Origin of the sequence: Fructobacillus durionis, assembly GCF_900112405.1 — a bacterium.
GTDB lineage: Bacteria > Bacillota > Bacilli > Lactobacillales > Lactobacillaceae > Fructobacillus > Fructobacillus durionis.
Genome location: NZ_FOLI01000006.1, coordinates 73,747 through 98,540 on the forward strand (window position 1 = coordinate 73,747; position 24,794 = coordinate 98,540).

The 24,794-nt window shown below is 46.0% G+C and carries 25 protein-coding genes, 1 tRNA gene and 1 riboswitch; of the genes, 16 read left to right on the plus strand and 10 right to left on the minus strand.

Annotated elements, in window-relative coordinates; all coding sequences use genetic code 11:
- Nucleotides 1–36 precede the first annotated feature (36 nt).
- Nucleotides 37–109 (minus strand) — tRNA-Lys (locus BMZ93_RS05480).
- Between the two features lie 83 nt (nucleotides 110–192).
- The gene (locus tag BMZ93_RS05485) at nucleotides 193–528 is read right to left on the minus strand and encodes a VOC family protein (RefSeq protein WP_091502991.1); all 336 of its coding nucleotides are present in this window, start codon (nucleotides 526–528) and stop codon (nucleotides 193–195) included.
- A gap of 95 nt (nucleotides 529–623) precedes the next feature.
- On the opposite strand from BMZ93_RS05485, the gene abc-f reads away from it, so the two are divergent.
- The 10 genes from abc-f to BMZ93_RS05535 all read left to right on the plus strand — a co-directional run bounded on the left by abc-f (nucleotide 624) and on the right by BMZ93_RS05535 (nucleotide 11,357).
- Nucleotides 624–2,183: a ribosomal protection-like ABC-F family protein gene (gene abc-f / locus BMZ93_RS05490; protein WP_091502993.1), complete on the plus strand. Its 1,560-nt coding sequence runs from the start codon at nucleotides 624–626 to the stop codon at nucleotides 2,181–2,183.
- Between the two features lie 292 nt (nucleotides 2,184–2,475).
- Nucleotides 2,476–4,116: a peptide ABC transporter substrate-binding protein gene (locus tag BMZ93_RS05500; protein ID WP_091502998.1), complete on the plus strand. Its 1,641-nt coding sequence runs from the start codon at nucleotides 2,476–2,478 to the stop codon at nucleotides 4,114–4,116.
- Between the two features lie 68 nt (nucleotides 4,117–4,184).
- Nucleotides 4,185–5,102: an ABC transporter permease gene (locus tag BMZ93_RS05505; RefSeq protein ID WP_091503000.1), complete on the plus strand. Its 918-nt coding sequence runs from the start codon at nucleotides 4,185–4,187 to the stop codon at nucleotides 5,100–5,102.
- 10 nt (nucleotides 5,103–5,112) lie between these two features.
- On the plus strand, nucleotides 5,113–6,135 hold the full coding sequence (locus BMZ93_RS05510; protein WP_091503002.1) for an ABC transporter permease: 1,023 nt from the start codon (nucleotides 5,113–5,115) through the stop codon (nucleotides 6,133–6,135).
- Between the two features lie 9 nt (nucleotides 6,136–6,144).
- Nucleotides 6,145–7,194, plus strand: a complete 1,050-nt coding sequence (locus tag BMZ93_RS05515) for an ABC transporter ATP-binding protein (RefSeq protein WP_091503005.1) — start codon at nucleotides 6,145–6,147, stop codon at nucleotides 7,192–7,194.
- Nucleotides 7,195–7,197: 3 nt separating this feature from the next.
- Nucleotides 7,198–8,133 (plus strand): ABC transporter ATP-binding protein, encoded by a 936-nt coding sequence (locus tag BMZ93_RS05520; protein ID WP_091503007.1) that lies wholly within the window; start codon nucleotides 7,198–7,200, stop codon nucleotides 8,131–8,133.
- Nucleotides 8,134–8,237: 104 nt separating this feature from the next.
- Nucleotides 8,238–9,749 carry a peptide chain release factor 3 gene (locus BMZ93_RS05525; protein WP_091503010.1) on the plus strand — a complete coding sequence of 504 codons (1,512 nt, stop codon included), beginning with the start codon at nucleotides 8,238–8,240 and terminating at the stop codon, nucleotides 9,747–9,749.
- A 61-nt stretch (nucleotides 9,750–9,810) separates the two neighbouring features.
- Nucleotides 9,811–10,266, plus strand: a complete 456-nt coding sequence (locus BMZ93_RS05530; RefSeq protein ID WP_091503012.1) for an ASCH domain-containing protein — start codon at nucleotides 9,811–9,813, stop codon at nucleotides 10,264–10,266.
- A 78-nt stretch (nucleotides 10,267–10,344) separates the two neighbouring features.
- The gene (locus BMZ93_RS06595; protein ID WP_159427793.1) at nucleotides 10,345–10,503 is read left to right on the plus strand and encodes a hypothetical protein; all 159 of its coding nucleotides are present in this window, start codon (nucleotides 10,345–10,347) and stop codon (nucleotides 10,501–10,503) included.
- A 145-nt stretch (nucleotides 10,504–10,648) separates the two neighbouring features.
- A riboswitch (THF riboswitch) is annotated at nucleotides 10,649–10,744 on the plus strand.
- A gap of 34 nt (nucleotides 10,745–10,778) precedes the next feature.
- A complete protein-coding gene (locus BMZ93_RS05535; RefSeq protein ID WP_091503013.1) occupies nucleotides 10,779–11,357 on the plus strand; it encodes a folate family ECF transporter S component in 579 nt (192 codons plus the stop codon).
- 48 nt (nucleotides 11,358–11,405) lie between these two features.
- On the opposite strand, the gene BMZ93_RS05540 is transcribed toward BMZ93_RS05535, so the two are convergent.
- From BMZ93_RS05540 to BMZ93_RS05550, 3 genes are read right to left on the minus strand one after another with little or no spacing between them, the layout of a single operon-like run.
- Nucleotides 11,406–12,110 (minus strand): DUF6198 family protein, encoded by a 705-nt coding sequence (locus BMZ93_RS05540; protein ID WP_091503014.1) that lies wholly within the window; start codon nucleotides 12,108–12,110, stop codon nucleotides 11,406–11,408.
- Between the two features lie 50 nt (nucleotides 12,111–12,160).
- The gene (gene rlmD, locus BMZ93_RS05545) at nucleotides 12,161–13,618 is read right to left on the minus strand and encodes a 23S rRNA (uracil(1939)-C(5))-methyltransferase RlmD (RefSeq protein ID WP_091503015.1); all 1,458 of its coding nucleotides are present in this window, start codon (nucleotides 13,616–13,618) and stop codon (nucleotides 12,161–12,163) included.
- Between the two features lie 8 nt (nucleotides 13,619–13,626).
- Entirely contained in the window at nucleotides 13,627–14,805 is a 1,179-nt protein-coding gene (locus BMZ93_RS05550; RefSeq protein WP_091503016.1) for a DUF998 domain-containing protein, read from the minus strand.
- A 206-nt stretch (nucleotides 14,806–15,011) separates the two neighbouring features.
- On the opposite strand from BMZ93_RS05550, the gene BMZ93_RS05555 reads away from it, so the two are divergent.
- Together BMZ93_RS05555 and BMZ93_RS05560 are read left to right on the plus strand one after the other, a co-directional pair.
- Nucleotides 15,012–15,254 carry a transcriptional regulator gene (locus BMZ93_RS05555; RefSeq protein WP_091503017.1) on the plus strand — a complete coding sequence of 81 codons (243 nt, stop codon included), beginning with the start codon at nucleotides 15,012–15,014 and terminating at the stop codon, nucleotides 15,252–15,254.
- 70 nt (nucleotides 15,255–15,324) lie between these two features.
- Nucleotides 15,325–17,445 (plus strand): AAA family ATPase, encoded by a 2,121-nt coding sequence (locus BMZ93_RS05560; RefSeq protein WP_091503018.1) that lies wholly within the window; start codon nucleotides 15,325–15,327, stop codon nucleotides 17,443–17,445.
- Between the two features lie 86 nt (nucleotides 17,446–17,531).
- Here the strand turns inward: BMZ93_RS05560 and BMZ93_RS05565 are convergent, their stop codons facing one another.
- The 5 genes from BMZ93_RS05565 to BMZ93_RS05585 all read right to left on the minus strand — a co-directional run bounded on the left by BMZ93_RS05565 (nucleotide 17,532) and on the right by BMZ93_RS05585 (nucleotide 19,313).
- Nucleotides 17,532–17,831 (minus strand): hypothetical protein, encoded by a 300-nt coding sequence (locus BMZ93_RS05565; protein WP_091503019.1) that lies wholly within the window; start codon nucleotides 17,829–17,831, stop codon nucleotides 17,532–17,534.
- A 12-nt stretch (nucleotides 17,832–17,843) separates the two neighbouring features.
- On the minus strand, nucleotides 17,844–18,317 hold the full coding sequence (locus BMZ93_RS05570) for a hypothetical protein (protein WP_091503020.1): 474 nt from the start codon (nucleotides 18,315–18,317) through the stop codon (nucleotides 17,844–17,846).
- A complete protein-coding gene (locus tag BMZ93_RS05575; protein WP_091503021.1) occupies nucleotides 18,304–18,600 on the minus strand; it encodes a hypothetical protein in 297 nt (98 codons plus the stop codon). Before BMZ93_RS05575 ends, BMZ93_RS05570 begins: the two co-directional genes overlap by 14 nt.
- A 185-nt stretch (nucleotides 18,601–18,785) precedes the next feature.
- A complete protein-coding gene (locus tag BMZ93_RS05580; RefSeq protein ID WP_091503022.1) occupies nucleotides 18,786–18,989 on the minus strand; it encodes a hypothetical protein in 204 nt (67 codons plus the stop codon).
- A 12-nt stretch (nucleotides 18,990–19,001) separates the two neighbouring features.
- Nucleotides 19,002–19,313, minus strand: coding sequence for a GNAT family N-acetyltransferase (locus BMZ93_RS05585; RefSeq protein WP_091503023.1), 312 nt, complete (start codon nucleotides 19,311–19,313; stop codon nucleotides 19,002–19,004).
- An 87-nt stretch (nucleotides 19,314–19,400) separates the two neighbouring features.
- Between BMZ93_RS05585 and BMZ93_RS05590 the strand changes: the two genes are divergently transcribed.
- The 4 genes from BMZ93_RS05590 (at nucleotide 19,401) to cysS (ending at nucleotide 24,332) form a co-directional block, all read left to right on the plus strand.
- Nucleotides 19,401–19,874 (plus strand): dCTP deaminase/dUTPase family protein, encoded by a 474-nt coding sequence (locus BMZ93_RS05590; RefSeq protein WP_091503024.1) that lies wholly within the window; start codon nucleotides 19,401–19,403, stop codon nucleotides 19,872–19,874.
- A gap of 3 nt (nucleotides 19,875–19,877) precedes the next feature.
- The gene (radA, locus tag BMZ93_RS05595; protein ID WP_091503025.1) at nucleotides 19,878–21,245 is read left to right on the plus strand and encodes a DNA repair protein RadA; all 1,368 of its coding nucleotides are present in this window, start codon (nucleotides 19,878–19,880) and stop codon (nucleotides 21,243–21,245) included.
- 102 nt (nucleotides 21,246–21,347) lie between these two features.
- Entirely contained in the window at nucleotides 21,348–22,844 is a 1,497-nt protein-coding gene (gltX, locus tag BMZ93_RS05600; RefSeq protein WP_091503026.1) for a glutamate--tRNA ligase, read from the plus strand.
- A gap of 81 nt (nucleotides 22,845–22,925) precedes the next feature.
- Nucleotides 22,926–24,332: a cysteine--tRNA ligase gene (gene cysS, locus BMZ93_RS05605; RefSeq protein ID WP_091503027.1), complete on the plus strand. Its 1,407-nt coding sequence runs from the start codon at nucleotides 22,926–22,928 to the stop codon at nucleotides 24,330–24,332.
- Nucleotides 24,333–24,794 lie beyond the last annotated feature (462 nt).

Sequence of the window (24,794 nt, forward strand, 5' to 3'; positions counted from 1 at the left end):
GACCAACACCGAAGTGTTGGTCTTTTTATTAGTTGATGGTCAGTCAGGGGCTCGAACCCTGGACCCACGGATTAAGAGTCCGTTGCTCTACCAACTGAGCTAACTAACCAGTTTCAAACAACAGATATTAGTATAGCATGGCAGATAGGGGCTGACAAGACTTTTTCGATAAAAAAGTCGGTTTTTTAGAAATTATTTGTTGCGGTTGCCTTCGATGGTGACTTCGTTACCTTCCGAGTCGCGTACAGTCAGGGCTACCTTGTCGCCAAAGCGTTCTTCACGCTTAATAATGGGCACGAAGTTATTCTTGAGATGCTGTTCTAATTCTGCTTCGTGGTCACGTACTAAGAGTTCAAAGTCCTTTTCGGGTGTGCCTTCCACGAATGATAACTCTTCGTGGTCAACTGCGAGACGGCGTTCGCTTTGTGCACCAACTTGGGGAAGGTCGAAAACATCGCGCCAGAAACGGTAGGCACGGTTGGTGTCCTGGGCGGGGATGGTTTTTATATTTAGTTTTCGTGCTTTCATTTGAAAGTCTCCTTCGCTTTATCTTCTTAAATAGTATAGGCCAAGCGCCAAGGCTTTGCTATGGAAAAGCTTGAAAATCTGCTATAATTAGGCTTATGGCATTATTAGAAGTAAGTGGGCTATCAATGGCCTACGCAGAAAAAACATTATACGAAGACGCTGATCTGGAACTCCAGGCAGGGGAACACATGGGAATTGTCGGTCAAAACGGGGCCGGTAAGTCTACTTTAATCCGGATTTTAACCGGACAGGTGTTGCCACTGGAAGGAAAAATTGAGTGGGCCAAGAACTTAAAAATTGGCTACTTGGACCAGTATGCGGAGATACCAGCGGGGATGGCCCTGGTGGACTTTTTGCATACGGCCTATCAAGACCTCTATGATAAGCAGGACCGGGCGACGGCCATGTACGAAAAGTACGCGGCAACCGCTGATGATAAACTGCTTGAAAAGGCTGGACGTCTCCAAGAAGAACTCGATGCAGCCGGATTCTATGACGTGGATACCGAGATTGAACGTGTTATCTCTGGTTTGGGTCTGGAAGCAATTGGTCGCGACCGTGAATTGGAACACATGTCCGGTGGACAGCGTGCCAAGGTCATTTTGGCTAAGCTGCTTTTGGAAAACGATGACGTCATTATCCTTGATGAGCCCACCAACTACTTGGATGTGGCTCACATTGAATGGTTGGAAGGCTTCTTGCAGAGCTACGAAGGCGCTGCCATGATTATCTCCCACGACTTTGATTTCTTGGATAAAGTCACGAACGCCATCGCCGACGTTTCCTTCGGTAAGATTACCAAGTACCGTGGTTCATTCCAGAAGGCCATGCGCCAGAAGGAAGAACGTGCGGACCAGCAAATTCGCGAATACGAAAAGCAGCAGGAAGAAATTGCCAAGGCCGAAAAGTTCATCGCAAAGAACAAGGCCCGCGCCTCAACTTCCAAGCAGGCCCGTTCCCGTGAAAAGATGTTGGCCCGTATGGACAAGGTGGAGCCTCCTCAGGAAAATCTGAAGGCGAAGTTCAACTTCCCATACTTGAACTCACAGTCAGCAGCACCTTTGACGGTGACCAAGCTTTCTGTTGGTTACGACAAGCCAATCTTGGAACCCGTGACTTTTTCAATGCGTACGGAAGAAAAGGTCGTCTTTGCTGGATTTAACGGGGCTGGTAAGTCAACCTTGATCAAGTCTATTTTGGGCGATATTCCAAAGCTTGGTGGAACAGTGGAATTCTCACCTTCTGCCGTGGTCAACTACTTTGATCAGGACTTGGACTGGGATAATGACCAGCAGACGCCTTTACAGGCCATGCAGGACCTCTTTCCTACAACAATGCCAAAGGAACTACGCCAACGTCTTGCAGCCGCTGGAATTAACGCTGAGAACGCATCAAAGCCTCTCTTCCAACTTTCTGGAGGGGAACAGACCAAGGTTAAGTTGGCCATCATGGAAATGAAGCCATCGAACTTCTTGATTCTTGATGAGCCCACTAACCACTTGGACGAAGAAACAAAGAATGCCTTATACAAGGCCATTAAGGCTTTCCCAGGAAACGCCATCATCGTTTCCCACGAAGTATCATTTACTAAGGACTTAGCGGACAAAACATTGAACGTTGCCGCTCTTTCTTATAAAGAAAACCCAGATGCATAAAAAAGCACCCGCTTAGCGGGTGTTTTTTTTGTTACAAAGGTATTTCAAAGTTTTAAAAAAGTATACATATTCTAATAATTGTGTCATTAAAAATGAACTGTAATAAAATTTTAATAATTATTTTCATTTGGTATAGGCCAGTCAAAACCCTTGGTAGTAAAGGGGCGAAAGACTTTTATGTCAGGTTTTCTACCGTATTTATGAATTTTTTATTAGAAAATGAATTGAAAATCAAAAAACAGTCTGATACGATTAATTCAACATTAAAAAAGACCTACGGGAGGTTGGAAAGATGAAAAAATGGCAGAAGTGGACAGCGGCGGTAGTCGTTGTCGCTGCTGTGGCGGGTGGAACCAAAGCAGCCGGTCTCTGGGGTGGAAATCCCAGTACTGATAAGAACACGTTGAACTATGCATTACCAATGGATGTTCAAACGTTGGATGTTTCAAAGGCAACGGATCAGTACTCAAACATTGTGTTGGGTAACACTGAATCAAACTTGTTGCGTATGGACTCAAAGGGTGAAGCAGCACCTGACTTGGCAAAGTCATATAAGGTTTCTGATGATGGAAAGACTTATACAGTTGAATTGCGTTCAGGCTTGAAGTGGTCTGACGGTTCAAAGTTGACAGCTCAGGATGTTGTTTACTCATGGCAGCGAATCGTTGATCCAAAGACTGGTTCACAGTACGCTTCATTGGCATCTGGTGTGGCAAACGCCGATGACATCATGGCCGGTAAGAAGGCAGTTTCAGAATTGGGCGTTTCTGCTTCTGGTAACACTATTACTTTCCAACTTGACCACGCAATGCCACAATTCAAGTACTTACTTGCCTTTGCAAACTTTGCACCACAGAAGAAAAGCTTTGTTGATAAGCAAGGTGACAAGTACGGAACAACTGCCGCAAAGCAAATTTACTCAGGTGCTTACAAGTTTGAAGACTGGAACGGTACAAACGGTAAGTTCAAGATGGTTAAGAACGATAACTACTGGGATGCTAAGAACGTCAAGACAAAGACGATTAACTGGCAAGTGGTTAAGAACCCTGATACAGCTTTGAAGCTCTACAAGCAAGGCAAGATTGACCGCGTTTCAATCTCAAACACGCCTGAAATGTACTCAGCTAACAAGAACAAGAAGGACGTTAAGTCAGCAGCGGTTGCCGCTTCTACTTACCTTGAATATAACCAATCAACGAACGCCTTCTTGAAGAACGAAAAGATTCGTCAAGCATTGAACTTGGCAACGAACCGTTCAGAATTAGCCTCACAAGCAACGGGTGGTACTCGTGATGCTGCTCAATCACTTGTTTCAAAGGGATTGACTAAGACAACTTCTGGTACTGACTTGTCAACTTATGTAAAGCCTGGTTATACTTATGATAAGAAGAAGGCTCAGGAACTCTTCAAGCAAGGACTTGCTGAAGTGAACCAAGGTAAGATGAAGATCAACCTTGAAACTGATGCTGATTCTCCTATCTCAAAGAACACGGTTGATTACATCAAGCAAGCTTGGGAATCAACATTCGGTTCAGATATCGAAGTAACTGAAAAGATTGTGCCATTCAAGCAACGTTTGAAGGATGCACAAGCTGGTGACTTCGACGTTATCATGACAAACTGGAGCGGTGACTATGCCGACGGTTCAACATTCTACGACTTGTTCGCTTCAAAGGATGCTGGTTATAACGACGGTAAGTTTACGAACCAAACATACTTCGATGCAATCAAGAAGGCTGATACAACGGATGCAAACGATGCTGCAACCCGCGAACAAGACTTCAAGACTGCTGAAAAGGCATTGATGGATGATGCAAACATCAACCCACTTTACTCATGGAAGTCCAGCTCATTGGTACGTTCAAACGTGAAGGGTGTTGTTGAAAACCCAGTTGGTTTGACACTTGACCTTACTTACGCACACCGCAAGTAAAATAAGTTTTATGAGAGTCGGCGAGAGCCGACTTTCGTACATATTGATGAAACTAAAGGAGAGACCTTATGGCCCGCTATATTCTAAAACGTGCGTTAATCTTGATCATCACGATGTGGATCGTTGTTACCGCTACCTTCTTCCTGATGCAGATTCTACCGGGGACGCCATATAACAACCCTAAGTTGACGCAATCAGCGATTGAACAGCTGAATGCGACCTACGGGTTAGATAAGCCAGTCATGGTGCAGTATTGGGATTACTTGGTAAACCTCTTGCACGGTGACATGGGAACCTCCTTCCAGTACCAGAACCAATCTGTTTCAACCTTGATTGGTCAACGCTTGCCAATCTCAGCTCAGTTGGGATTCCAGGCCTTGGTTGTTGGTGTTTTGCTAGGACTCTGGTTCGGTGCCGTGTCAGCCCGTCATCAAAACAAGAAGTTGGACGGTTTCCTGGGTATTATTTCAACCCTTGGAATTTCAACACCTTCCTTCATTTTGGCCATTGTCTTGCTCTTCATCTTTGGTTACCAGCTCGACTGGTTGCCAATCTCCGGTTGGGGCGATTCATTCTCACAAACCATTTTGCCAACACTGGCTTTGGCCGTGACGCCAATGGCAATTACAACGCGTTTTGTCCGTTCTGAAATGATTGAAGTTTTGCACTCTGACTACATCCAGTTGGCCCGCGCGAAGGGAATTGGGGAAGACCAAGTGATTCAGAAGCACGCCTACCGAAACTCAATGATTCCAATCCTGACTTTGATTGGGCCATTGACGGCGGGATTGTTGACCGGTTCAACTTTGGTTGAAAATATCTTTTCAATTCCTGGAATTGGACAGCAATTTGTTAGTTCAATTCCAACCAAGGACTATCCAGTTATCATGGGAACGACGATTGTTTACGCTTTGATGCTGATGGTTATGATTTTGATTACCGATATCTTAACGGCTATCGTTGATCCACGAGTTCGTTTGCAGTAGGAGGATAGTCATGGAAGCTAGTCAAGACTTCGAATTGGTCGGCATTGAAAACGTTGCCGCCACTGAAAAGATTAATAAACCAACGCTGACTTTTTGGCAGTCCGTTTGGCACCGATTGAAGAAGAACAAGTTAGCCGTTATTTCAATGTACTTCTTGATTGCCATTAGTGCCTTTGCCCTTGTTTCAACAGCCGTTGTTTCACAAAATTCAGCTAACCAATTTAATACAAACGCCGGTAGTAAGTACAAGAACTTACCACCAAAGTCCGGTCTTCCGATTCCATTCTGGGATGGAACTGGTACAGTTCTAGGTTCAACGGATAAAGTTGATGTCTACGAAAAGAATGATGTCGACCAAAAGTTCATCCTTGGAACGGATAACCTTGGCCGTTCACTCGGAAAGCGTGTCACCGTTGGTCTTCGTATTTCATTGTTCGTTGCCCTTGCTGCAACGGCCATTGACCTGCTCTTCGGAGTTTCCTATGGTTTGGTTTCCGGTTGGTTCGGAGGCTGGGTCGATACAGTGATGCAGCGATTCATTGAAATTATCTCAGCTATCCCAACGCTGGTTGTTGTTACTTTGTTAGCCATGCTCTTTGGATCAGGAATTGGTTCAATCATTTTGGCCATCGCCTTGACCAACTGGGTTGGAATGGCCCGTCAGGTTCGAAACCAGACTTTGACCCTCAAGGAACGTGACTTTGTTTTGGCAGCAAAGACTCTTGGTGAATCTGGTCCTAAGATTGCCTATAAGCACTTGGTACCAAACATGGCTGGAACGATTATCGTTCAGGTTATGATGACGATTCCATCAGCCATCATGTTTGAAGCCGTGTTGTCAGCCATTAACTTGGGTGTTAAGGCACCAACTGCCTCACTTGGAACATTGATTTCCGATGCTCAGCAAATGTTGCAGTACTACCCATATCAAATTTTGATTCCATCAGCGGTTTTGGTTCTTGTATCATTGGCCTTCATCCTCTTAGGGGATGGCTTGCGCGATGCCTTCGATCCAAAGATGTTAGACGAATAGGAGTGTTTTATGCAAACGCCAATTCTTGAAGTTAAAAACTTAGAGGTTTCCTTTGCAACCTATGCAGGAACCATTCAAGCCATTCGTGGTGTCGACTTTCAACTTTTTGAAGGTGAAACACTAGCCATCGTTGGAGAATCTGGATCCGGAAAATCAGTTACCACAAAGACTTTATTGGGACTGAATGCAGCGAATGCAACGGTTAAAGAAGGCAGCCAGATTCTTCTTGGAGACACGAACTTAGCCGACTATACCGAGAAGGATTGGGATCAAATCCGTGGTAAGAAGATTGCCATGGTTTTCCAAGACCCAATGACTTCTTTGGACCCAACAATGACAATTGGTAAGCAAATTGCCGAGCCAATGGAAAAGCACTTGGGAAAGAAGGCCAAGGAAGCGCGTGAAGCGGCCTTAGCCTTGATGAAGGACGTTGGAATTCCTGATGCAGAAGAGCACATTGATGATTACCCTCACCAATGGTCAGGTGGTATGCGTCAGCGTGCCGTTATTGCCATTGCTTTGGCAGCTGAACCTGACATCTTGATTGCTGATGAACCAACGACTGCCTTGGATGTTACCATCCAAGCACAGATTTTGAACATCTTGAAGGCTCAGCAAAAAAAGCGCAAGATGGCTGTTATCTTTATCACCCACGACCTTGGCGTTGTGGCTGACGTGGCTGACCGTGTTGCTGTTATGTACGCTGGTAAGATTGTTGAAAAGGGAACGGTTAACGAAATTTTCTACAATCCAAAGCACCCATATACTTGGGGATTGTTGTCATCAATGCCAACAACTTCAACGGCTTTGGGTTCATTGCATGCTATTCCTGGAACGCCTCCAGACTTGCTTTACCCACCAAAGGGTGATGCCTTTGCCAACCGTAATGCCTACGCATTGAAGATTGACCACGAAAAGCAACCACCATTCTTCCAGGTTTCACCAACTCACGAAGCCGCCACTTGGTTGCTTGATAAGCGTGCGCCAAAGGTTGTGCCACCAGAAGAAATTCAAAAGCGCCAAGCCTACTGGCAAGAACACTTTGTAAAGGAAGGTTAAACGATGCAAAATCCAGAAGCAAAAAAATTAGTTTCGATTAAGAATCTGACTTTAACCTTTAATGCTGGTAAGAAGAACGAAAAGACGGCTTTGGAAGACGTTTCCTTCGATATTTACGAAGGGGAAACTTTTGGACTCGTTGGGGAATCTGGTTCAGGAAAGACGACCCTGGGTCGTACGGTTTTGAAATTGTATGATCCAGCCAGTGGTTCGATTGAATTTGACGGCCACGACATCAACAAGATGAAGAAGAAGGAGTTGGCAGACTTCCGCTCAAAGGCTCAGATGATTTTCCAGGATCCTCAGGCTTCATTGAACGGTCGTTTGACAGTTTCAAACATCTTGGGTGAAGGGCTGGATGAAGCTGGCTTCACCAAGAACAAGGAAGAACGTCGTAAGAAGATTTTGGAATTGCTCCACATGGTTGGATTGAACGAAGACCATGCTTCACGTTATCCTCACGAATTTTCTGGTGGACAGAAGCAACGTATTGGAATTGCCCGTGCCTTGGCCGTACAGCCAAAGTTTGTGATTGCCGATGAGCCAATCTCTGCCTTGGATGTTTCGGTTCAAGCCCAGGTCGTGAACTTGCTGGCTAAGTTGCAGAAGGAACAAGGCTTGACTTATCTCTTCATCGCCCACGATTTGGCGATGGTGAAGTACTTGTCTGACCGTATCGGTGTTTTGCACTGGGGAAAGTTGGTTGAGTTGGGAACGGCTGACCAGGTTTACAACCACCCATTGCACCCATACACGAAGTCATTGCTTTCAGCAGTTCCAGTGCCAGATCCCGTTAAGGAAAAGGCCCACCACGTGAAGAGCTACGACCCATCCTTTGAAAAGGACGGTCAGGAGCGTCACATGGTTGAGATGGAAACAGGACACTTTGTCTTGGCAACTGATGAAGAAGCTGCGAAGTACAAAGCTGACCAAAAGTGATATATTGCGATACGAGAAGGTATTTAAATATTGACTTATAAAAGCAGTTAGTGCAGACATTACGTCTAGCCCTAACTGCTTTTTTCGGGTAAAATAAAGACATTATGACAGACTTTAAAGAAGCGTTAAAAACACGGCGTACATTCGCCATTATTTCTCACCCCGATGCGGGTAAAACAACACTGACTGAACAGTTGCTTTTGCACGGTGGTGTTATTCGTGAAGCCGGAACTGTTAAGGGCCGTGGTGCTAAGAAGATGGCCTCATCCGATTGGATGGCCATCGAGCAGCAGCGTGGAATCTCCGTTACTTCATCTGTTTTGCAGTTTGACTACGACGGTAAGCGGATTAACATCTTGGATACCCCTGGGCACGAAGATTTCTCTGAAGATACTTACCGTACCTTGATGGCCGTTGATTCGGTTGTCATGGTTGTCGATGCCGCGAAGGGTATCGAGCCTCAGACGAAGAAGCTCTTTGAAATCGTTTCTAAGCGTGGTATTCCTGTCTTCACCTTCTTCAACAAGATTGACCGTGATGCTCGCGCACCATTGGATCTTGTGGATGAGTTGGAAACGACTCTTGGTATCAAGGCCTTCCCAATGAACTGGCCAATTGGATCCGGTCAGATTTTGCAGGGTATCTACGACCTTCGTCAAAAGGAAATGATTCCTTTCAAGAATGCTTCGGACCATCCTGAAGTGCTGGAAGAAGGAATGGATGAAGTGGAGTTGTTGGAAGATGCTGGGAACGACTTTGACACCGATGCTGTTGCGCACGGTAAGTTGACACCCGTCTTCTTCGGTTCCGCCTTGGCTAACTTCGGTGTGACGGAATTCTTGGAGCAATACTTGCAGTATGCGCCAGAACCAGCCGCCATTGAAACGGTTGACGACCGCTTGGTTGAACCAGATGATAACCAGTTTACTGGTTTCGTCTTCAAGATTCAGGCCAACATGGACCCTCGTCACCGTGACCGAATTGCCTTTGTACGTATCGTCTCCGGTGAGTTTACTAAGGGAATGGACGTGACTTTGTCGCGTACGGGTAAGAAGCTTCGCTTGGCTAATGTGACCCAGTTTATGGCCGAGGAACGTGAGAACGTTCAAACGGCCGTTCCTGGTGATATTATCGGTGTTTACGACACAGGTAACTTCCAGATTGGGGACACGATTTACTCTGGTAAGAAGCAAGTGACTTTCCCAGACCTCCCAACCTTTACGCCAGAATACTTTAACAAAGTCATTGCCAAGGATGTTATGAAGCAGAAGTCCTACCACAAGGGAATCACCCAGTTGGTACAAGAAGGAACGATTCAGCTTTATAAGTCCTGGAACTCCAATGAATATATCTTGGGGGCTGTTGGACAATTGCAGTTTGAAGTCTTCAAGTTCCGAATGGAAAACGAGTATAACGTGGCCATCCAATTTGAGCCAATCGGTTCAAAGGTGGCTCGTTGGGTGAACCCGGACCAAGTGGATGAAAAGATGGCTTCATCACGTAACCTTTTGGTTCGTGATCGCTATGACCGTCCAGTCTTCTTGTTTGAAAACCAATTTGCGATGAACTGGTTCAAGGACAAGTATCCAAACGTTGATTTGGAAGCAAAAATGTAAATTGAAATTTAAAAGCAGTCTATCTTTTTGATGGCTGCTTTTTTGATAGAAAGGAATCGCTATGAAGGCAGAAGAGCTATTTGAGAAGGCTAAGGAAGCGGGGGCTGTTCCGCAAACGGCTAAGATGCAATCGGCATTTCAGTTTGGCGTTGATGCGGATGGATTAGCAGCCTTGGTGCTGGATGGTACAAAGACGGCAACGGCTTCCGCCTATGAACTCTATGAAGAAGAGGAACCACTGCCCAAAGAGGGCGCCTATGATGTTGTGCTGGACGGTCAGGATGAAGCGGTTTGCGTGATTCAAAATGATTCGGTCAAACTGGAAGAATACTTGGCAGTGAGTGAGCAACACGCCCGTGCAGAGGGCGAAGGGGACCGGAGCCTAAGCTATTGGCGTTCGGTGCATGAACCTTTCTTTGAGGAAGAGTATAAAGCGATGGACAAGACCTTTGATAAGGAAAAGGCACAGATTGTTTTGGAGTCCTTTCACGTTGTTTATCGACCTGAACGAAAATGACTTTGCAACGTCAGTGCGTCACCTTCCAAAAATCGTGCTACACTCGAGGTGTAGATAGAACGAAAGGAAGCATAAAACATGTTAAGTCGTTTAGTCACAGGAACCAAGTCAGAAGAAAGCTTTACGGACCAATTGAACGCGGTCTTGAAGGATTTGCAGAATGATGGCAATGAAATCATTGATGTAAAATTCTCAGAATCACTGGAGCACGTTTCAGCATTGATTCTATATAAGTAATAAAGAAATGTATTGAAAAAGGAAGACCGATTGGTCTTCCTTTTTATTTCTGCTTTTTCATCGATATCAGAACTTTTACTAAGAATAAACAAACAAACCTGCTATAATTGGAAGCGGCGTTCTGCTAGCGGACGCCGCTAAAATTTATGGGGTAGAAACCCGTGCGTTAAGTGCGCTGGAAACGGAATGTGGGCCAGCGACGAAACAGTTAATGTGCGGTGCGGGTTTCGCATTCACCAACACAGGTGGACACTCCTTTGAGGAGGTTCAATCATATGAACAATTCACGCACTCGTTTTTTGAAGTGGGGCTTGCCCCGCTTGTCGGTCCAGCAGCTGGTCTTACTGGCTGCTTTGATTGCCCTTTCCTTTATCTTGGGGCGGGTCTCGATTACAACGCAGATTCTTCGAATCTCATTTGTTTTCCTGGCCTCATCCTTGATGGGGAAGTGGTTTGGGCCAATCTGGACTATGCTTGCCATGGTTCTAACGGACTTCGTAAAAGTCACCTTCATTTCAGGGGGGACTTGGTCACCAATCATGGCGATTGGGGTGGCGCTGGCTGGTTTGATTTACGGTGGGTTCTTCTACCGTGAGAAAAAGGACCAGAAGCTCTCCTGGTGGACGATTGCCGTCGCAGTACTTTGCATCACGGTTTTTGTTAACCTGATGACGAATACACTGGCCATTATGTTCCTGTATTCACACCACCATTCATGGTCGGTCTTTACCGGAATGTTGGCACCACGACTTTTGAAGTCAGTGATTTTTTATCCAATTCAGTTAGTACTAACTTATTGGATGTTGAATAACCGAGTTGTCTTGGATTTGTCAAAGCGCTTATTTAATAAATAGTCATTAATAAAAGCACCTCTTCTTTCGAAGGGGTGCTTTTTAGTGAGTTTAACTTTGCTGTGGGATATCTTTGTGAGACTGCTCCATGTTTCCGTGGACCAGCGCTGGAAAGACGTGGCGGTCTGACCAGGCAATAATAGAGCCCTGACAGATAAAGGCGAAGGCTGTTCCAATGTTTAGGGCCACCACTGTTCCAGAGAGTAACCAACAGATTAGTGAGATGAAGATGGCCACGATGAAGTTGGACATCTGGGCCTTTGGTGCGGATCCCTTGAAATAAGAGAAGCGCAGGATGTTGGTCAAATCATCGATTGGGTGAAGGATGACGTTGACACGTTGGTAGATGGAAATTCCAACCCCAACTGTCGCCAATCCAGCGATGTCGATGATAATCTTTTCATAGATTGGGAGCTGGTTGAGGTGGAGAACGGCCAACCAGCCGTTGAAGATACCCACCATCAGCGAGAAGAGAACACCGAAGAGGATGTTTCCAAAGAAACGCTTCCAGTTCAGCTTACCCGAGAAGAAGATGTTGGCCGTGGCAACTAAAACTGTGGTCAGGCCTAAGAAGAGGGCAATGGGAAAGCCGGTCAATTTTGACAGGTTAGCCGCACCGGCTGTCCAAGGGGCTGACCCTAAGTTTGTTGAAACAGAAAGGGCATTGCCGAGGGCATCGAGTGTTAGCGAAAAAATAAAGTAAAAGAAAAATTGGCGGAAGGAAAGCTCAAAGTACTGTCCGTCGCGATAGTGCATAATTATTCTCCTGTTCAATTATCCGGCTTTGTTTAAACGAACACCGGTGATTATTTCAAAACTAATTTAACGACCCCTTCCCAACGTGGGGTTTGAGGGAACATGTCGATTGGTTGGATATAGTCAACCTTGTATGCTGAATCAAGGTCTGCCAGGTCCCGGGCAAGGGTCGAAGGGTTACATGAGATGTAAACAAACTTACTTGGGCGGGCCTTGAGGATGGCTTTCTTTAAGTCATCCTCCAAACCAGGACGGGGTGGGTCAACAACTAAGGCTGTTGGCTTAAAGCCGTCCTTGGCCCACTTCTTAAAGACGCGGTCGGCAGATCCGACTTCGTAGTGGGCGTTTTCGATGCCGTTTTCCTCGGCGTTCAGGCGGGCGTCTTCAACGGCTTCGGGAATGATTTCCATTCCGCGCACTTCGGCGACTTTGTAAGCCATTGAAAGTCCCAGGGTACCAACCCCGGCGTAGGCATCGATCAACTTATCGGTTGGTTGTAAGTCCATGGCCGCCAAGGCAATCTCGTAGGTCTTTTCCATTTGCTCGTAGTTCAACTGCAAGAAGGCACGTGGGGAAAAGTTGAAAGTCAGGCCTAAGATATCCTCTTGCAGGTAGTCAGCCCCCCAGAGCTTCCAAGTTTCTTCACCCCAAATCAAAGAGCTTGAGTCATCGTGTAGGTTCTGGAAGAGGCCGATTACCTCTGGTAATTCCTTTTGAATATCTTGAACGATGAGTTCTTCATCTGGCAAACGGTCTTCAGTTGTGACGATGGTTGCCTGTGCCAAACCTTCTTGGTTAGTACGAACAATCAAAGTCTTGACGAGTCCCTTCTTGGACTTCTCGTTGTAGAAGGATAGGGAGTGCTTGTCCAAAATCTGACCCAGCTTACGAATGATGTGCAGGGTCCGTGGATCCTGTGTGGCCATTTCTGGGAGGTCGACTAAGTCGTGGGTACCACGCTTGTAGAGACCGATGGTCAACTGGCCCTTTAACTTACGGATGGGCAGGGAAGCTTTATTACGGTAGTGAGCGGGCACTTCCATGCCGAGGGTGTCTAACACCTTGATGTTTTCGTAACCTTTTGGCTGGAACTTCTCCAAGGCCTGACCAATCAAGTCTTTCTTAAAGGCCAGCTGTGCAGGATAGGCCAAGTGAGCCAATTCGAATCCACCCACGAGGTCGGCGGCTGGATCGTCAGGTGTGACACGGTCTGGGGATGGTTCGCGAACGGTAACAGTCTTGGCCTCCAGGAACTTGTCAGTCACCTTCGTGACTTTGGCAGTGACCACTTCGCCAGGCAAGGCACCGGGGATGAAGGTAATCTTGCGCTTGAAGTAACCGATTCCTTCACCATTGATGCCAAGGCGCTTGATGGTTAGTGGGAACTTCTGGCCGACTTTGACATTCACGTCTTGTTGATTGGAACGTTGGGGCCGCTTTTGGTAGCGGTTATTGCCACCCTGGTGGGGGCGCTTTTTTGATTTAAAGTTCTTTTGATAATCTGACATAGTCTCTCCTAGTCGAGTGCCTTGAGCTTAAAGGAGTAAGTGTTTTCCTTTAGTTCGTATAGTTCGTGAATGTTTTGCATGAGCAGTAGCAACCAGGAAATTCCCATTGTTAAGACAAAAATCTCAAAGGCTGTTAGTGAGAAGTAGCGGATGCCATAGAAAAGGAAGCAGGAAATCATGATACCAAGCGCTGTTGAGAGTGAGAAAATCAAGAATTCCTTGGAGGCCTTGGGCAGGAGCAAACGGATGCTGATCATTGGCAGTCCCGTCCCCAAAATTAAGAGGTTGGCTGCCGTATCATGAGCAACGTGCAGGAAACCTGGGTTGTTTGGTAGGGCACCAATGGAAAAAAGGCAAATGGCATCAAAGGTTAGAAAGATTCGTAGGGTAATCAGGCGCCAGTTTCGGGGTAGGCGTTTTTGGATGGGGACAAAGAGGTAATCAATTAAAGTTCCCCAGAGAATGCCTGACACCATCAAGGTTGCGTTAAAGGTCCATGAAAAGTCGGCCTTCGATGTTCCTAAAAAGGAGAAGTTATGCTGCCACCAAAGGAGGCGGGAGTTTGTCACCATGGCAATCAGAACACCGCCGACAATGGTGATAATAAGAAGAAACATCATAAAGGTGGTTGAAATTAGGGTGGCTGAATAAATCATCACGTAGTTGACGACTGAAATAAAGGTGAAGAAAATGAGGGTCGCGGTCAGTGAGTCAAAGGAGGCTGCTTGAAAGAGGTAGCCGATTGCCCAGAAGATGGCCACCATGGTGAGGGCCTGAATCAAGGCAAAGGAAATAAAAAGCGTTGGCGCCAATCGAATGGCTGTTCTTTTCTGAAGAGGGTCCGCAATTTTCTTTAATCGTTGAATGCGTGTATAGATGAAAGCGGCCATTCCAGTTAGCTCCCCAAGGAAGATCACCCATGTGGCGATGGAATCGGCGCCGGTTAGTGCGATTAAATGTTCATTTTGCCAAATATTATAGAAAGCAAAGGCCACAGTGGCTAAGATGGAAGGAATGAGAAAGCGGCGGATTGATAGCTGCTGGTTCTGGTTTTCCTGGAGTTTCTTGCTTGGGAGAACTTTAAAGGATTGGTTGCTGACTTGAATGTCAATTTGGTCGCCGTCTTCTAACTGCAAGTCCTGTACGACTTGGTCGGGAAGCTCGATTTCGAAATGTTTCTTACCCACTGTGTTATACCTCTTGAATAGGACAAATAAAGAAAAGCCAGTTAGCAGAGCGCTTTCTGGCAGTGATTATCTATAGTTTAATGGAAATGTAAAAAAATAGATATAGCACACTTGTGTTATACCACATATGTGTTATACTAATTGTTGAGGAGGTCATATGGATGGTTCAGAAAATATGACAGCAAATCAAGAAATGGAGGCTGCATATGGTTCAGTTTAATATCAAGCGTTATTTAGAAGATCGCTCGTTAACGATTTATCGAGTATCGAAAAATTCCGGCTATGGATATACAACAATTCACCGTTCCTTCAATAAGGCACAGTCAAAGGCGACGTCAATGAACGTCCGTGACTTAGATGCTTTAGCCAAGGCTCAGCACTTAGCCATGTGGCAAGTGCTACGTGAGCTAGAAGATAACTACCGTGAAAAGACAGAAGATCCGGAATGACCGACTCCGTGCATGAGACTTTAGTAACTGCACAGAAAAAATTTGATTATAAATAAGGAAGGTAATGATTATGGCATACCAAAATGATCCTTTTAACTCAGATATGAATGATATCTTTAACAACATGATGGGTGGCCTCGGCGGCATGAACTCAGAAAACCGTCGTTACCTCATCAACGGTCGTGAAGTAACTCCTGAAGAATTTGCACAATACAAGCAAACAGGTAAGTTGCCTAACATGGACCAAGCACAAACGGCTGGTAACGGTCGTGCAAGTCAACAAGCCGGTAAAGTAAAAGAAGACGGCATGTTGGCAAAGTTAGGACGTAACTTGACACAGGAAGCCAAGGATGGCTTGTTGGATCCAGTTATTGGACGTAACAAAGAGATTCAAGAAACGGCCGAGATTTTGTCACGCCGTACAAAGAACAACCCTGTTTTGGTTGGGGATGCCGGTGTTGGTAAGACGGCGGTTATCGAAGGATTGGCACAAGCCATTGTCGCTGGTGACGTTCCTGCTGCTATCCAAGACAAGCAAATTTACTCAATTGACATTTCTCAGTTGGAAGCTGGTACGCAGTACCGTGGCGCTTTCGAAGAGAACGTTCAAAAGTTGGTCGATGAAGTGAAGAAGGCCGGAAACGTTGTCCTCTTCTTCGATGAAATCCACCAAATCTTGGGTGCCGGTTCAACCGGTGGCGAAGACGGTGGTAAGGGATTGGCTGATATCTTGAAGCCAGCCTTGTCACGTGGTGAGTTGTCATTGATTGGTGCAACCACGCAAGACGAATACCGTAACACGATTTTGAAGAACGCTGCCTTGGCACGTCGTTTCAACGAAGTAAAGGTCAACGCCCCTTCAGCTGAAGATACTTTCAAGATTTTGAAGGGTATCGCACCTTTGTACGAGAAGCACCACAACGTCAGCTTGCCTGATGACGTTTTGAAGGCAGCCGTGGATTACTCAGTTCAGTACATTCCACAGCGCTCATTGCCTGATAAGGCCATCGACTTGATTGATATGACGGCTGCTCACTTGTCTGCTAAGAACCCAGCTACCGATAAGGTATCTTTGGAGAAGCGCTTAGAGGCTTTGCAGGCTGAACAAGACCGCGTCGTAGCCGAAGAAGATTACGAAAAGGCCTTGTCAATCAAGAAGCAAATTAAGGACATCAAGCACGAATTGAAGGAAGCCAAGGAAGCCAAGAAGGTAACCGCAACTGCCAACGATGTTGCGAAGTCTGTTGAACGTTTGACTGGTATCCCTGTTTCACAGATGGGTGCCTCAGACATCGAGCACTTGAAGCAAATCGACAAGCGCTTGGCTGGTAAAGTCATTGGCCAAGACGAAGCCGTTAACATGGTCGCTCGTGCCATCCGTCGTAACCGTGCCGGATTCGACGAAGGAAACCGTCCAATCGGATCGTTCCTCTTTGTCGGACCTACTGGTGTTGGTAAGACGGAGTTGGCAAAGCAGTTGGCTAAGGACCTCTTCGGTACGAAGGAATCCATTATCCGTTTGGATATGTCAGAATACTCTGACCAAACAGCTGTTTCAAAGTTGATTGGTGCCACTGCCGGTTATGTCGGATATGACGATAACTCACACACCTTGACTGAAAAAGTTCGTCGTAACCCTTACTCAATCGTTCTCTTGGATGAAATTGAGAAGGCTAACCCTCAAGTCTTGACTTTGCTCTTGCAGGTCTTGGATGATGGTCGCTTGACGGACGGTCAAGGAAACGTGGTCAACTTCAAGAACACGGTTGTCATTGCAACTTCTAACGCCGGATTCGGTAACAAGGAAGTTGAAAAGGGCGATTTGATGGAGCGTTTGTCACACTTCTTCCGTCCTGAATTCTTGAACCGTTTCAACGGTGTCGTAGAATTCTCAGCATTGACGAAGCACGATTTGAAGCAAATCGTTAACTTGATGTTGGATGATGTGAACAAGACTTTGGCCAAGAAGCACTTGTCATTGACTATCTCTGACGCAGTCAAGGAACACTTGATTGAAGATGGATACGATGAAGCCCTTGGTGCTCGTCCATTGCGCCGTGTTATCGAACAGCAAATCCGTGACCAAGTCACCGACTTCTACTTGGATAACCCAGATAAGACCGAATTGTCAGCCGACATGGTTGATGGCAAGGTTGTTATCTCAGCTATCGAAGAAAAGAAGGCTAAGTAATTTAAAGCAATTGACATTCTACTCTAAAAAACACGCTCCCGAGAAATCGGGGGCGTGTTTTTGTGTTGTCTAAGAGAGGCAGGAAATTAAATCATGTAGTCGTACAGTTCTTGGGTGAGACGCTCTGATGAAGTCACGAAGTGGATGCGCTCTGCGATGCCGTCGTAGCCGACCGTATTAATGAGTTCTTCTGAAAAACCATCCCAAAAGGAAATACCAATAATTACGATAGAATCTGGAAATTGAATGGTGATTGGAGCGGTACTGTTTAGCATTTCTTGAGTAATCAAGGGTTCTACTTGTTTTTTGAAAGTCTCTTTTCCTTCGGTTACCCCAGCCAACCCATAGGTGTTGGGACCGAAAGATAGGTTGATTGTTTTTGTCATTTTTTATACCTCTTATTTTGTCTTGAAGTACTTATCGATGTGGTCGTCGGGCAGTTCGTAGAGAAAGGCTTTGTAGATGGTGTTGAGAGATTGGTTAATGCTCATCATATCCGCTAATTTATTTGTTTTGTTTAGTGGGTTTTTGACGTTCTGAATACTAATACAAAGTTCTTCATCAATCCTTCGAATTGCCTGGTTTACAGTCTGATAAATAGTGGCGTGTGCGTATTTAAAGTAACCAAGATCTTTTCTAAAGGTCTTGAGGTGTGTTGAAAAATCAACGATTGACTCTTCTGATTGATTCGACTTGATAAATTCAGCGAAAAGGTTTGGCAGATATACCAGTAGATGTGGAAGATATAACTTTTTCGACATTTCGAGTTCACGAGTCGATTTCAGCCGTCGTTCATAGAGTAAGAATGTGATAAAAGAAGTTAAGCAGGTGATAATGGATGTTGAAAAAATCAGAATTTCAAATAAGGTCATTGTATAACTCCTTTGTTAGTTTTTTGGATGAAGTCACGAAGTGTACGCGTTCGGTTATACCGTCGTATCCAATTTTATTAACCATGGGTTGAGCAAACCCATCCCAGAAGGAAATACTTATTAGGGTAATCTGATCTGGAAAACAAATGGTTATTTCGTTTTGCCACTCTTCATCAGTTAATACGTTGGCAACTTGCTCTTGATAGACCTGTTTTCCAAAATGGTCACCGGCAAGCGCCCATTTTTCTTTAGAACCAAAGTCCAAGTTAATCGTTGTGTTCATTTTCTAACCTCCATTTCTTCTTTCGGTTATTTTCTGCTCACAGTATAACCGTTTTTTTGGGAGGAATTTATGACAAAATGTGATGAGATAAATGCGGGTGTGATGCGTATAATTAGCTGGCAGTGGGTATTTTTAACAAAATAAAAAGGTCCCGCTGGTCGTTTAACCAGCAGGACCTTTTCAATCTACTTCTTTCGATTCATCCGGGTCACAATCACCGTAATGGTCGTCGATACCAGGAAGTAAACGAGTAAGAATGTTAAGAGGTTGACCCACATTGGCTTAGCCAGTGCTGGGATGAGAATCTGTAGGATTTCGGCAATCGTGATGGCCAGAAAGGCAGTCAGAAAGTAGCGCCAAAAGTTATTGAAGGTTTTCTTTTGCTTCATGTATTTTTTCCTTTAGTTAATGGGACAGGAATCGGCGTTTTGTCCGGGCTCGAGAGCGACATCTTCGTAGTCTTCCTTGAAACGCTTGAAGAGGGCGGCGGCATAGCGGCAGTCCGGTTGGACTTTCTTGCCTTCGGAACGGGCCAGTTCACAGACGGCATCGACTAGTTGGCGGGCGATGTTTTGGCCACGTAGCTTAGGGTCGACATAGGTGTGGTTGAGAACCAGGACTTTACCATGGCCAGCTTTGAGATAGGAAACCTCGCCGAGTCGTTCACCCTCTTCTTCGTAGTAGAACCAACCGGGCTTTTGAATGATTGCCATGCTTTCCTCCTTTTTGAAATATCTTTGATGACGTATAATGGTAGACATAATATAAGTAAATTTTAGCAGAAATAAAGGGGACGCGAAATGTCAGTACGCGGATTTGAAATTGTCAGTAAATATGAAGGGGAAGGATTGAACCTTCCTAAGCGTTCCACGATGCAGGCTGCCGGCTATGACTTTGAAGCGGCCGTGGATATGGTGATCCCAGCCAAGGGCTTGCAGGAATCAGCTAAGCCAGTTTTGGTGCCAACGGGTATCAAGGCCTACATGCAAGAGGGGGAATACTTGCAGTTGGTTTCCCGTTCATCTGGGCCAATCAAGAAGAAGTTGATCATGCCAAACGGCGTGGGTGTCGTTGATGGTGACTACTACAACAACGAGAAGAACGAAGGCGAAATCTTCCTCCAATTCTTGAACTTTGGGGATGAAGACGTGGCCATCAAGAAGGGTGAGCGAATTGGTCAGGGAATCTTCCTACCATTTTTGCTTGCTGACCAGGATGCAGACGATATCAAAGTCGTGCGTGCCGGTGGATTTGGTTCAACGGGGGAGGCCTAATTAGTGGCCAAGACAAAAACACAATTTATTTGTTCCAACTGTGATTTCATCTCCGCCCGTTACTTGGGTCGCTGCCCAAACTGTGGTGAGTGGGGAACCTTTGTTGAAGAAAAGATTCAACCGGAAACACAGTCCCGTAAGTCCCGTGTTGGGCTAGACGGGAAGGCTGCCAAGGTTCAAAAGATTAACCAGGTTTCTTTGGAAGAGACGCCTAAGGTGGCGACCGACCTGAAAGAGTTGAACCGCGTTCTCGGTGGCGGTGTTGTCGCTGGGACTTTGGTCTTAATCGGTGGTGACCCTGGAATTGGTAAGTCGACTTTGCTCCTTCAGGTTTCTGGCCAGTTGGCCAACCACGGCAAAGTCCTCTATGTGACTGGTGAAGAGTCGGCTACCCAAGTGAAAATGCGAGCTGACCGGCTGCAGGTTGGCGGGGATGACTTTTACCTCTACCCGGAAACGGATATGGAAGCCATTAAGAAGCAGGTGGAGGAGTTGAAGCCTGATTTCATGGTGATTGATTCCGTTCAGACGATGCAGGAACCGGATTTGACCTCGCCAATTGGGTCGGTGGCTCAGATTCGGGAGGTCACGGCTGATTTGTTGCAGATTGCCAAGACCAATAACATCTCCATCTTTATTGTTGGTCACGTGACCAAGGGTGGCGCCATTGCTGGTCCTAAGATTTTGGAGCACATGGTGGATACGGTGCTCTACTTTGAAGGGGACCGCCACTATAAGTATCGGATCCTACGGGCGGTGAAGAACCGTTTCGGTGCAACCAATGAACTGGGTATCTTTGAAATGCGCGACCGCGGTTTGGCTGAAGTGGCTAATCCATCCGAGATTTTTTTGGAGGAGCGCCTAGCCGGGGCGACCGGTTCGGCCATTGTGGCAACCCTTGAAGGCGAACGACCAATCTTAGTCGAATTACAGGCCTTGGTGACACCATCGGTCTTTGGAAATGCTCAGCGAACAGCGACTGGATTGGACCGCAACCGCGTGTCCTTAATCATGGCGGTCTTAGAAAAGCGGGCCAACTTGCTTTTGCAAAACCAGGATGCCTACTTGAAGGCAGCCGGTGGCGTGAAGCTGGATGAGCCAGCCATTGATTTGGCCATTGCCGTTGCCATTGCCTCTTCCTACCAGGATAAGGAATCGCCGGCATCAGACGTCTTCATTGGCGAATTGGGCTTGACCGGTGAAATCCGTTCCGTTTCTGACCTTGAGGGTCGGTTGAAGGAAGCCCGAAAGCTTGGCTTTGCCAGAGCCATCGTGCCTAAGAATAACTTAGGGGGGATGGATGTGCCAGATGGCATCAAAGTCATCGGGGTTTCTACTATTAAAGAGGCCTTGAAGCTTGCCTTAGACTAGATTTTCTCAGAAAATCCCCGCAAGCACTGAAATGACTAGGAACTTTGTTGTATACTAATTAAGAGAAATTTTCAGCTAAGCTGACTTAGGAGTAAAGAATTCATGACAGACGACTTTCGTGTCCGCTATGCCCCATCACCAACGGGCTACTTGCATATTGGAAACGCCCGTACGGCGCTGTTTAACTGGCTTTTTGCCCGTCATTACAACGGGACTTTTGTAATCCGTATCGAAGATACTGATGCGGCCCGTAACATTGCTGACGGGGAAAAGTCTCAGCTCGATAACTTGAAGTGGTTGGGCTTGGACTGGGACGAATCACCAGAAAACCCTGGTGAATACGGTCCTTACCGTCAATCAGAACGTAACGAACAAGGAATTTACCAACCATACATCGACGATTTGTTGAAGCGCGGTTTGGCTTACAAGTCCTACAAGACTTCTGAACAATTGAAGTCTGAACGTGAAGCGCAACAAGCTGCTAAGCAAGCGCCTCACTATGTCTACGAATACGAAGGCATGTCACAGGAAGAACGTGAAGCGGAATACGCAAAGTACGAAGCACAGGGTTTGAAGCCAGTTGTTCGTATCCGCGTGCCTGAAGACAAGATGTACGAATGGGATGATATCGTTAAGGGTCACATCTCAATTGGTGGAAAAGAAGTCGGTGGTGACTGGGTCATCCAGAAGGCCGATGGTATGCCAACGTACAACTTTGCCGTTGTTGTCGATGACCACTTGATGAAGATTTCCCACGTTTTGCGTGGTGACGATCACGTGTCAAACACACCAAAGCAAATGATGGTTTACGATGCCTTTGGATGGGATATTCCAAAGTTCGGCCACATGGCTTTGATCATCAACGCCGCAACTGGAAAGAAGTTGTCAAAGCGTGATAACGATGTCTTGCAGTTCGTGGAACAGTACCGCGAATTGGGATACCAGCCAGAAGCCTTGGATAACTTCATCGGTTTGCTTGGTTGGTCACCTAAGGGTGAAGACGAAATCTTCTCATTGGAAGAATTCAAGAACATGTTTGACGAAACTCGTTTGTCAAAGGCCAACGCCAAGTTCGACCAAAAGAAGTTGGAATGGATTAACAACCAGTGGATTCGTCGCGACAAGGATAAGATTATGCCACAACTCATCGAAGAGTTGGTTAAGGCAGGCTTTATCACCGAAGACGAAGCCAAGGCTAAGCATGACTGGCTTGTGCAAGCCATCGACGTTGCCGGTGTGGATGGTATTTCATACACCCGTCAAATCGTTGATTTGATGCGCGAACCATTCTTCCAATTGGGCGACATTACAGACGAAATGAAGGAATACCTCACGTCTGAAAACGGCCGCAAGGTCTTTGCTGCCTGGGAAGAAGCTTACAAAGCTTTGCCTGAAGATGCCGACGCGGATACTTACATGAAGACAATCCGTGCCATCCAAAACAACTTGGAAATCAAGGGACGCGAACTTTGGAACCCAATCCGAATCGCAACCACTCACCAAATCCAAGGACCAAACTTGCCTGAATTACTTGTTCTCTTGGACAAGAAGCAAGTTTTGAAGACAATGGACGATGTGAAAGCAAAGTACCTTGCCTAATGAAGAATTGAAAGAGCAGGAGCCGAAAGGTTCCTGCTTTTTTTGTTATAATAAGAAAAAAGTTTAAAAAGGACAGTTGACATGCAAACGGTTTATAACACGTATAGCCTCGAAAAAGAAAGTTTCACCCCCATCGAAAAGGGCAAGGTTCGCATGTACCTTTGTGGTCCAACTGTCTATAACTACATTCATATTGGAAACGCCCGCTCAACGGTTGCTTTTGATACCATCCGTAAGTACTTGGAATGGCGCGGCTACGAAGTGAACTTCGTGTCGAACTTTACCGATTTGGGCGATAAAGTCATTGCCCAGGGCGAAAAGGAAGGGTTGACTGAAGAAGAGGTGGCGGACAAGTACGCCGACGCCTTTTTGGAAGACGCGGCAGCCTTGAACGTTGAGCCCGCCAGTTCCCGTCCCCGTGCCACCCAGTTTATGGAAGAAATGGTCGCCTTTGTCGAGAAGTTGATGGCGGAGGGGATGGCCTACGAAGTAAACGGAAACGTCTACTTCCGGACGAACCAGTTTAAGGACTACGCCGTTTTGTCCCACCAAAACATGGATGAGCTGAAGAAGAACGCAGCGGGCCGTTTGGATGGGGATGACCAGGATGAAAAGGAAAACAACACGGACTTCGCCCTTTGGAAGAAGGAAGTGCGTCCTGACGTGACCGCTTGGCCTTCCCCATGGGGACCGGGACGTCCGGGCTGGCACTTGGAGTGTTCCGTGATGAACGACGTTTTGCTAGGTGAGACCATTGACATTCATGCCGGTGGAATCGACTTGGCCTTCCCACACCACACAAACGAGTTGGCACAATCTGAGTCTTACCATGGTAAGACCTTCGTGAACTACTGGTTGCACAACGGCTTTGTGAACGTTAACGATGAGAAGATGTCTAAGTCCTTGGGTAACTTCATTACCATTCATGATTTGTTGGAAGATGATAGCATTGAACCACAGGGTTTGCGTTACTTCTTAGTTAAGACCCACTACCGCCGTCCGGTCGCATACTCTCGTGATCGTTTGGACCAGGCCCAGCAGGAATTAGATAAGATTTACCGCACGATGCGGGCCTTGGCCAAGAAGGCGGGCGCTGCAGGTGAGGTGGATGCTGCCGTTGCAGCGCAGCTACACTTGTTGGAGGAACGTTTCATCGGAGCGATGGACGATGACTTTGGTGTGGAGAACGCACTGACTGTGGTGTTCGAAGGCTTGACTTTGGCCAACCGCTCTTTGGAAGAGGGGCAGTCGGAGGCGACGGTGCAGTTGATTGAACAAAAGTTAGCAGAATGGCTGCATATCTTTGGTGTGGATAACTTTGAGGAAAGTCGTGAGTTACCAACGGAAGCGAAGGCTCTATTGGAAGAAAGAGCTCAAGCACGTAAGAATAAGGATTTCGCGAAGTCCGATGAACTGAGAGACCAGCTAAAAGAACTGGGAATCTTGGTGAAAGATGGACGAGATGGTCAATCTGTGGAATTCATCTAGAAATAACGAACAATATATATAACAAAACCTCTCAAAAGGAATAGAAAACGAATGTTTTCTATTCCCTTTGTTTATTTAAAAGCAAAACACATTTTTTAATATTTTTCGTGAAAAAGCATTGACCGAAAGGTGCAATGCCGGTATACTAATTATTGTTCCTTGCGAGGGACAAGCGGTTATCAAGTTTTGCTTGATAATCACCAGCAAAACTCATCAAAATAGTTGTTGCACAAGTTGCTAACATCTGTTACAATAAATGAGTTGCCCAATCGGGTTAGCACATTGAAAACTGAACAAAACTTTGAACAAACAAATCTGTAACGAGATTTAGCTTTGACAGCTAAATCTAACAAATTTGCGAAGTCAATTCGTAACAAACAATAAACGGATAGGCGTTATCGGATAGATAACAAATAGTCAGTTTAATCGAAGAGCAATCTTCAAACTTTAACATGAGAGTTT